The organism is Dysgonomonas sp. PF1-14, from assembly GCF_029892965.1.
In the GTDB taxonomy this organism is placed as follows: domain Bacteria; phylum Bacteroidota; class Bacteroidia; order Bacteroidales; family Dysgonomonadaceae; genus Dysgonomonas.
This window is the reverse complement of the sequence record NZ_JARXWN010000034.1, coordinates 1-7772: the sequence shown is the minus strand read 5'-3', so window position 1 is coordinate 7772 and position 7772 is coordinate 1. Positions and strand designations below refer to the sequence as shown.

Annotated in this window: 13 protein-coding genes; 4 read left to right on the top strand and 9 right to left on the bottom strand. The window is 34.4% G+C overall.

Annotated elements, in window-relative coordinates:
- The first annotated feature begins 403 nt into the window (after positions 1-403).
- Positions 404-874: a S24 family peptidase gene (locus M2448_RS20180; RefSeq protein WP_280647963.1), complete on the top strand. Its 471-nt coding sequence runs from the start codon at positions 404-406 to the stop codon at positions 872-874.
- A 2-nt stretch (positions 875-876) separates the two neighbouring features.
- On the top strand, positions 877-2157 hold the full coding sequence (locus M2448_RS20175; protein ID WP_280647964.1) for a Y-family DNA polymerase: 1281 nt from the start codon (positions 877-879) through the stop codon (positions 2155-2157).
- Positions 2158-2258: 101 nt separating this feature from the next.
- On the opposite strand, the gene M2448_RS20170 is transcribed toward M2448_RS20175, so the two are convergent.
- From M2448_RS20170 to M2448_RS20135, 8 genes are all read right to left on the bottom strand, one after another.
- Complete coding sequence (locus M2448_RS20170; RefSeq protein WP_280647965.1) at positions 2259-2510, bottom strand: hypothetical protein; 252 nt, start codon at positions 2508-2510, stop codon at positions 2259-2261.
- A 5-nt stretch (positions 2511-2515) separates the two neighbouring features.
- Positions 2516-2830, bottom strand: a complete 315-nt coding sequence (locus M2448_RS20165; protein WP_280647966.1) for a hypothetical protein — start codon at positions 2828-2830, stop codon at positions 2516-2518.
- Between the two features lie 209 nt (positions 2831-3039).
- Entirely contained in the window at positions 3040-3957 is a 918-nt protein-coding gene (locus M2448_RS20160) for a recombinase family protein (protein WP_280647967.1), read from the bottom strand.
- Between the two features lie 152 nt (positions 3958-4109).
- The gene (locus M2448_RS20155) at positions 4110-4427 is read right to left on the bottom strand and encodes a hypothetical protein (RefSeq protein WP_280647968.1); all 318 of its coding nucleotides are present in this window, start codon (positions 4425-4427) and stop codon (positions 4110-4112) included.
- A 3-nt stretch (positions 4428-4430) separates the two neighbouring features.
- Positions 4431-4985: a hypothetical protein gene (locus M2448_RS20150; RefSeq protein ID WP_280647969.1), complete on the bottom strand. Its 555-nt coding sequence runs from the start codon at positions 4983-4985 to the stop codon at positions 4431-4433.
- 179 nt (positions 4986-5164) lie between these two features.
- Positions 5165-5608: a hypothetical protein gene (locus M2448_RS20145; protein WP_280647970.1), complete on the bottom strand. Its 444-nt coding sequence runs from the start codon at positions 5606-5608 to the stop codon at positions 5165-5167.
- A gap of 11 nt (positions 5609-5619) precedes the next feature.
- On the bottom strand, positions 5620-5928 hold the full coding sequence (locus tag M2448_RS20140) for a hypothetical protein (protein ID WP_348523109.1): 309 nt from the start codon (positions 5926-5928) through the stop codon (positions 5620-5622).
- On the bottom strand, positions 5928-6191 hold the full coding sequence (locus M2448_RS20135) for a hypothetical protein (RefSeq protein WP_280647971.1): 264 nt from the start codon (positions 6189-6191) through the stop codon (positions 5928-5930). Before M2448_RS20135 ends, M2448_RS20140 begins: the two co-directional genes overlap by 1 nt.
- Positions 6192-6337: 146 nt before the next feature.
- Here M2448_RS20135 and M2448_RS20130 point away from each other — a divergent pair, with 146 nt between their 5' ends.
- Both M2448_RS20130 and M2448_RS20125 read left to right on the top strand, forming a co-directional pair.
- Positions 6338-7102 (top strand): ParA family protein, encoded by a 765-nt coding sequence (locus M2448_RS20130; protein ID WP_280647972.1) that lies wholly within the window; start codon positions 6338-6340, stop codon positions 7100-7102.
- Positions 7103-7105: 3 nt separating this feature from the next.
- Positions 7106-7324 carry a hypothetical protein gene (locus M2448_RS20125; protein WP_280647973.1) on the top strand — a complete coding sequence of 73 codons (219 nt, stop codon included), beginning with the start codon at positions 7106-7108 and terminating at the stop codon, positions 7322-7324.
- A 95-nt stretch (positions 7325-7419) separates the two neighbouring features.
- Here M2448_RS20125 and M2448_RS20120 read toward each other — a convergent pair whose 3' ends face one another.
- Positions 7420-7605 (bottom strand): hypothetical protein, encoded by a 186-nt coding sequence (locus M2448_RS20120; RefSeq protein WP_280647974.1) that lies wholly within the window; start codon positions 7603-7605, stop codon positions 7420-7422.
- Between the last annotated feature and the right edge of the window lie 167 nt (positions 7606-7772).

Sequence of the window (7772 nt, the reverse complement as noted above, 5' to 3'; positions counted from 1 at the left end):
TATATAATAATATTTTTATATCAAAATATAAATATATAGAATAGATGTCTATAAATTAAAGGTTTCTTAAAGCAATGGACGGGAAGCCTGTATATGAATCTTAAAGATGAAAACTGTACGGTTTTGAACTTCTGAAGATCTTACGGCCAGCATAAAAAAGTATGGTTTCTATCTCTTCAGGAACCTGATCTGCTTACACCGGATTTTGCAAAACGTACTTTTATGTGTTATAGTCGCATCGCGAGCGTTAAGGATTGCAGGGGAAATACTCGTAGAGATTGGAACGTAAAGCCTGACCGTAAGGGAACGCCCAAAATAAGAAAGATTAACAACGTTAAAGATTGGCTTAATTAATGACAAGATTAATAAACTGTCTAAATTTGCTTTTCAAAGCTGTTAAAATATGAGTGGATTGAAAATAAAACTCTTTTACCTTGAAAAAGGTAAAGAAGTATTAATACCGGTAGCTGAAGAGAAATTCCCTGCGGGTTTTCCAAAAACGGTTTCTTCTAATACAACTCGATTTGTAAATTTAAGTGAGGAACTTATAAAGAATCCTTCTTCTACTTTCTTCGGCCAGATCGAGGGAGACAGCTTGGAAGAAATTGGCCTGTTCAACAATGATTATTTTTTAATTGACCGATCCCTGATATCCGATGTAGAAGATGGTATGTTAATACTTGCCGTCCTGAATGGTGAATTTACACTTAAATTCCTACACATTACAGATAGTAAGGAATACATTTTACTGGAGCCGGCTAATGCAAATTATAAACCAATCCGGGTAAATGAATTTATTGATTTCCGGATCTGGGGTGTTATAACTTTCGGTATCAAAGATATTTTAAAGAATTTTCGTTTTAAACATAAATAGGAATGTTCTGCTTAGTAGACTGCAATTCTTTTTTTGTTGCCTGTGAACAACTGATTAACCCGCGCTTAATGGGTAAACCAGTTGTTGTATTGTCATCCAATGATGGCATAATAGTTTCTTTGTCAGCACAGGCAAAAGCAGTCGGTTTAAAACGGGGTGACGCCAAATTCAAAATACAGGACATAATAGAAAGACATAATGTACATTGCCTGTCCGGGAATCATGACCTGTATGACGATATTTCTGACAGGGTAATGATAGAGATCGGCAAGCTCGTGCCTCATATCTCTGTTTATTCCTGTGATGAATGTTTTGCTAATTTAAGTGGCATTCCGGATATTCAGCAAAAAGCATTTCAGATAAGAGAAACGTTACTGAGGAATGTAGGCATTCCGGTATCAATAGGAGTAGCATCGACTAAGGCACTTTGCAAGGTTGCCAATAAATTTGCTAAAAAACATTCCGGATATCAGGGCGTTTGTATGATAGATACTGAAGAAAAGCGAATCAAGGCCTTACAGAAAACAGATGTTGGCGATATCTGGGGTATCGGTAGGAGTTACAGCGAAATATTAAATTCCCACGCAGTTAATACAGCCTATGAATTTACTTTAAAGCCCAGAGCTTGGGTAAGAAAGTATCTTTCAGTAGTTGGCGAGCGCTTGTGGTGTGAACTGCAAGGTGAGCCTTGTATTATAACCGATATGCCGGAAGTAAAGAAACAGATACTCAATTCGCGTACATTCGGCCATCCGATAACAGGCTTCGATGAACTGTTAAGCGCATTGGTCTATTTCGCTGACTTAGGTATGAAAAAGGTAAGAAAGCAAAAGTCACTGACCAGAGGTTTAGGCATGTTTATTTCGACTAGCCGTTTTAGTGATCCGGATTTACGTTATTACGCTTCCCGATATATAAAACTACCTTACGCAACCCTCGATACCGGAGAGGTAAGCGGTTACATCAGGATCTTATTAAATGATATTTTTAAATCCGGATATGCCTATAGTCAGGCCGGCATTGTCTATTCCGATTTTCAGCCTCAGGATAATTGTCAGCTCCACTTGCTAGACAACAAAGATCGTGTAAAACAGTTACGTCTGGCAAAGGCCATCGACGCTATCGAAGATCGCTTCGGCTCAGGCACAATTAAGCCTGCTATAATTGACTGCGGGAAAAACGGAAACTGGCGGCCAAAGGCGCAGTTTCTTTCTCCCGGATCAACCCGATTACTTGAAAATGCAATAAAGGTAAATGTTGGAAATAAAAATGTATATTTGTGATATTCAACCAATGTGCTCAATGCCATAAGCAAGTTGTTGAAACATATATAAAAGGGGAAAGACTGTTGATAAATAGGCTTTCCCCTGTGTAATATAAAGCTTTAAATATTTTTAATCTCCTGCAACATTTCTGCAAATACATCGTATTGCATATCCTTAAAATCTTTTGCTTGTGTTTCATATGCTCGCTCGGTAGCAATAATCAGTTCATTGATTAACTCTCCGGTCTGCTTACGCTCGATCAACTCATTTTTAATATCCCGGCATAATAAATAGTTTTCTTTATCTAAAGCCACTTTAAAGGCATAGATAAGAGAAACTGAATTGCTATTTTCGATTGAATTTTTATCCATATAGCTTAACATTCTAAATTAATTTTGTGTAAAAAGATTTCTAATTGTTCTTCCTTTCTTAGAGCTTCATCAGCTTGCTTCTTCATGTAATAGTTGTACAAAATATCAATATCATTAAATAATTTGACATATCCTGCTGACAATCTGTTTAACTCACGAATCAGCCAGATTACGGCCAAAATGATAGGCAGTAAACTACTAGTGCAAAGCACAATAGAAAAAGTAAAGAAATAAGAATAGGATAGGCCTGCAAAAGCCAGAACGAACATTCCGATCAGGAATATATATCCTGTATAGTTTTTGAAGTATATTTTTTTCATGTGCATTTTAAAATTAAAGCGTGGAACACCGATTAAATGTAGTGCGGGCTCTGGTAAGCCTTTTTCCCAATAAAAGATGCCCACGCCTATGCAGCATGAACACTTCTTTTATCTACGGGGAATGAATTTACCAGATTAGCACTACCGTATATAAAGAAATGTACTTAGATATAATTCTAAGACAAATATAGGATAAATTGCTTTAACGATTAGAACAAATTTCCTCTTTTACTTACATTCATATATTTAAGATAGTTATACATTGTTGCTCTCGATATCTTCAAAGCAGAACATATTTTTGAGACACTATGTTTATATTTATCGCCCTCTTTCTCCTGATACATTGTCTTCAGGACAACGGCGGTTCTCTTTGCATCTTTCGACAGGCCTTTAGGACGGCCGCCAAGTTTACCCGCTTTGCGTGCAAGTTCCTTGCTGGCCTGCTGCCTCTCCTTTCTTATTTCCAATTCATATTCAGCCATGATAGAGAATAACATAAGCATCATCTTTCCTGTGGCCGTCGTTGTGTCTATATTCTCTGTCATAGATACAAATTTGACGCCTTTTGCGTCCAAATCTGCAATGATTTTAATAAGGTCTAGCATTGACCTGCCTAGCCTGTCAAGTTTCCATACAGCAAGCGTATCGCCTGTTTTCAGGCTATTCAATAATTCATCGAATAACGGCCGATCTGCTGTTGCTGAAACTTTTTCCTGTACAATCCGATCACAACCAAACTTCTTTAATTCTTCGAACTGCATCTTTAAGGATTGCTTTTTTGTCGATACACGAGCATAACCGTATATTTGAATATCCGCTTTATGTGAGATATCAAATATCTCCAATACAAGTGAATCCAAAGAATTATAGATACGGATTATTTTATTTTCTCTATCAAACTTAATAGTGGGGTTTATTCCCTGCCGGCTTTTCTTCCTTTGTTCTATCAGCTCATTAACAATAGAAACAGTAGAATAATAAACCCCTTCAATAGTAGGTTCCTCAATTTCTCCGAACATATCCATCGGCCGCATATACGTTTTTATGCGCGAAATATAAGTAGATATCCATTGAGGTATAGACTTATTCTTCCGATGATCTTTTATTTCAAAATATTTTTTTTCCATTAGTTAATGATAATGTACAGAAGTATTTGAGAATATCACAATAACAAGAAAAAACTATAAACAATAGTAAATGAGAATGAACAGAAGTAAATGAGAAAAACACATCAGAATATGATAAATAATTACATAAATAATTGATAAAGTGAAGACTCCTATTCTTCACTTTTTGCAATTTGAATACTCTGATTCTTCAGCATTTCAGCAAATTCGACATTCTCTTTTTCGCTTTTTTCGATTTGCTGAACAATCTGCTGCAACTCTGATAGCGGTACAATTGTATTTCCAAAAATATGAAAACGCTGATATCCGGAATCAGTTAAGATATACTTCCTGTGGCCGAAAATTGAAACTGATTCATTTCTCTTGAGCCATTGGTTAAGCGTCTTCAGCGAATTAAAATACTTTTTTCCTATGTAGATCAGCGGATATGCTATATCAATTTCCAGTTTAAAGGATGGTTGTTCTATCATTGTCTAAAATTTATGTGTTAGCACAAATGCAGATAACATCAATTTCTGTTCGTCATTAAGCAGTAGCCATGCACTGCTCCAGTTGCGCCCATTTCCGAATAGATCTATTTTTGCTGTTTCTAATAGTTCTTTAGCATTGGGTATAATATCAAATAGCAATTCCAGAGAATTATTATTAGCCATTAAATAAAACTGCCTTATTGTATGGCTCTCGAATGGGAATACATCCCATCGGGACGCCCCTTTCATTAAAGCCATTCTCAACGCTAAAGAATCATCGTACTTATCAGGCTCCAACTCTATAAGATAGTAGTTAAACATCTGCCGTATCACAGCTTCATCAATCCCCAGATAAAACCCTGCTATATCTCTATTCATGGAATACCATCGGTCAATCAGGTGTTTTATTTTCTCTGGTTTACTCTCGAAAAAAACACTTACAAACTCGTTTTGTATTTGCTTTTTTGACATTTCGTGCCAATAATAAGCAATATTCTTGGTAAAAGAATCTATAGCCTCAGTTGCTCTCACTATTTGTTCAGTTTCAAATACTTTCATATTAAAGTTGTTATAAATTATCGTCCTTATGTCCTTTATCTAAATATAAGCTAAGATAACTTTAGTTTTTTATACTGGTTTTTTATACTGGTTTTTTCATAAAAAAAGGTAGTTCAAAAAACCTATACATTTATTATACTCGATTATTCAAAAATTGAGACATTTGTATGTTAATTATTTTATATTAAAGTATATAACCAATATATACCCCCTATACCAAATCCTGAAGCTAATCCTATACAGACATTAAAAGTTAATTTTTTCTTTACAGTAAAATACAATAACAACAAACATGTAATTGCCATAAAAGTTAATTCAATATATTGATTTTCGACAAGCTGGAATATCAGATAGTATAATAATAAAGCTCCACCAAAGGCAGCAATTTGTTTAAGAGCCTCAGATTTTCCATTTAAAGAAATACTATGAATAAATAGTCCTATAAAAAACATCAAAGGAATGCCAAAGGCAGCATATAACAATAATGTGGATGTCTGACTTTCAAACGGCAAAACGTTGATGTTCGGATTCGACAAAATTCCTAAAACAAACAATACTGTCATAATACCTAGTGTTGTAATACCAAGTATATTAACGATTCTGAACTCCTTCTTTTTTGACATAGGGTAACAATTTAAATTAATTCCACTTTTGTTCTGCTTAAGCATGCCCAAAACGTACCATTACAAAAATAAGCACTTCCATTGTGATAATTATTCCTTTTTGCTAATTCTTTTTCGTTCGGGCGTATCTCTATACTCGTAGTATAGATATTGTGCCCTATACATACTTCAAGTGTACAATTTCTCCACGTTTCGTGTAACGTTTTAAAACCGGTCTTTCCTTGCACCTGAGATATAGCTTCAGCCACAGCATCTTTTGCTTCATAATTCATTTCTTCTATGCTAGATCTGTTACCTGCTAAATATAATACTTTCATCATTACTTCTTTTTAATTATTCCTCTTAGGGCATCAAGACTAATAAAATAGTTATCAACTTTATCCATAGTGTTCAGTTTCCAATTGTTCAGCTCTTCGATTTGTCGCTCCAACTCTTTTATTCTCATCACATGAAATTTATAAGAATTTATAGCTTCTACCGCAGCTCTCGAAGTCGTAACAACTCCTGTATGTTGCTGTATAAATGCAATGGAATCAAATTCTGTTTGTGTAGGTTCATTAACCTTAAGTATCCGTTTACGCATAAATAATAAGTTTTTACAAATATATAAAAATATTTTGATATAAAAATATATTTATATTAGAATATTCATATATTATAATATTTACATATATAAATATTGAAATATAAAAATATATGCCTATATTTGTCTAAATTTAATTCTATATTATGACGAAAATTATTGCTATCATTAATCACAAAGGTGGAGTTGGTAAAACAACGACAACTATAAATCTCGGTTCCGCTCTCGCCTTAAAAGGTTTCAAAACCTTGTTAATGGACTTAGATCCTCAGACCAATTTAACCCAGTCATTCGGCAAAGAATCATCTGATCGCCGTAACATGTACAACGCATTCGTTGATATCGTTAATGACAATAAGATTGATTTACCTATTGAGCAAATAAAAAACAACTTAGATATAGTCCCATCTTCTTTAGATTTATCGGCCAGTGAACTCGAACTAGTCAATGAGCCGGGCAAAGAGTTTCTAGTCAGAGAGCTGCTTAAACCAATAGAAAGTAATTACGACTATATAATAATGGATTGTCCGCCAACATTAGGCTTGTTAACTATCAACGCGCTTACAGCCGCTAATCACGTTATAGTACCTATTCAGGCTGAATTTCTGGCGATGAAAGGAATGTTCAAATTAATCTATTCAATAGATAAGATTAAAAACCGTTTAAATAAAGACCTGTCTTTCTCAGGAGTTCTTATTACTCAATTTGATTCACGCGTAAATCTTCATAAGACTGCGGAAGAACAGGTAGCCGCTAACTTTGATAAATTGTTTAAAACGCGCATCAGGAAGAACATCGCACTGGCCGAAGCGCAAAGTAATCAGATTGACATATTCGATCATGCCCCTAAAAGTCCGGGTGCTGAAGATTATATGAACCTAGCAGAAGAAATAATAATTAAAATTCAATAACAAATGGCAAAGAAAATAGGTAGTGGTTTTAGTGGTATGTTCAATCCCGAATCATCAGGGTTTGATAATACAAAGAAAGAAGTTCAGAAAGAAAAATTATTTTGTCAGATTTCATCAGATCTTAAAACAAAAATGTTGCTATACAAGGTAGAAAATCGTATATCTATAAGTGATATTGTTGAAACAGCTTTACAGGAATTTTTTAATAAACATAGTAAGTAAATATTTTTCTATAATTATATTTAAATATTAAAATATAAAAGTAAAAGCCGGAATCTATTAAAGTCCCGGCTTTGTTCTATTCAGTCATCAGTATATCAAAATCCTGAGATAAAAGCAAAATCTTCCAATGTAGATGGCAGGCCGTCAAAATCTTCCGCAGCGCCCAGCATTTCGGCCACTCCTAAAACTATATCATAATCTATTCCAAATTGGTTTGCGAGGTCTTGTAGATACGCTTTCCTACTCTCATATCCTTGCTGTAAATAATTGTTCGTTTCCATAATTTCAAAATTTATTATTAATATCAGATTTATTCTTAGATTTCGGTTCGTACTTTTTTCAATTAAAAACATTTTTCTTTCTCCGAGCTTTTTTTTTAATATTCATTCCCAGTGTGTCGGACGTCTTTTTTCAGTTGCCTCAAAGGTTATATTTAACCCGCAAGCAA

Bases quoted from the DNA above. Each gene is read 5' to 3' on its own strand.
- M2448_RS20165 (WP_280647966.1), bottom strand. From the start codon at position 2,830: ATGAAAAAAATATACTTCAAAAACTATACAGGATATATATTCCTGATC.
- M2448_RS20155 (WP_280647968.1), bottom strand. From the start codon at position 4,427: ATGATAGAACAACCATCCTTTAAACTGGAAATTGATATAGCATATCCG.
- M2448_RS20125 (WP_280647973.1), top strand. From the start codon at position 7,106: ATGGCAAAGAAAATAGGTAGTGGTTTTAGTGGTATGTTCAATCCCGAA.
- M2448_RS20130 (WP_280647972.1), top strand. From the start codon at position 6,338: ATGACGAAAATTATTGCTATCATTAATCACAAAGGTGGAGTTGGTAAA.
- M2448_RS20120 (WP_280647974.1), bottom strand. From the start codon at position 7,605: ATGGAAACGAACAATTATTTACAGCAAGGATATGAGAGTAGGAAAGCG.
- M2448_RS20140 (WP_348523109.1), bottom strand. From the start codon at position 5,928: ATGATGAAAGTATTATATTTAGCAGGTAACAGATCTAGCATAGAAGAA.
- M2448_RS20170 (WP_280647965.1), bottom strand. From the start codon at position 2,510: ATGGATAAAAATTCAATCGAAAATAGCAATTCAGTTTCTCTTATCTAT.
- M2448_RS20150 (WP_280647969.1), bottom strand. From the start codon at position 4,985: ATGAAAGTATTTGAAACTGAACAAATAGTGAGAGCAACTGAGGCTATA.
- M2448_RS20180 (WP_280647963.1), top strand. From the start codon at position 404: ATGAGTGGATTGAAAATAAAACTCTTTTACCTTGAAAAAGGTAAAGAA.
- M2448_RS20160 (WP_280647967.1), bottom strand. From the start codon at position 3,957: ATGGAAAAAAAATATTTTGAAATAAAAGATCATCGGAAGAATAAGTCT.
- M2448_RS20175 (WP_280647964.1), top strand. From the start codon at position 877: ATGTTCTGCTTAGTAGACTGCAATTCTTTTTTTGTTGCCTGTGAACAA.
- M2448_RS20135 (WP_280647971.1), bottom strand. From the start codon at position 6,191: ATGCGTAAACGGATACTTAAGGTTAATGAACCTACACAAACAGAATTT.
- M2448_RS20145 (WP_280647970.1), bottom strand. From the start codon at position 5,608: ATGTCAAAAAAGAAGGAGTTCAGAATCGTTAATATACTTGGTATTACA.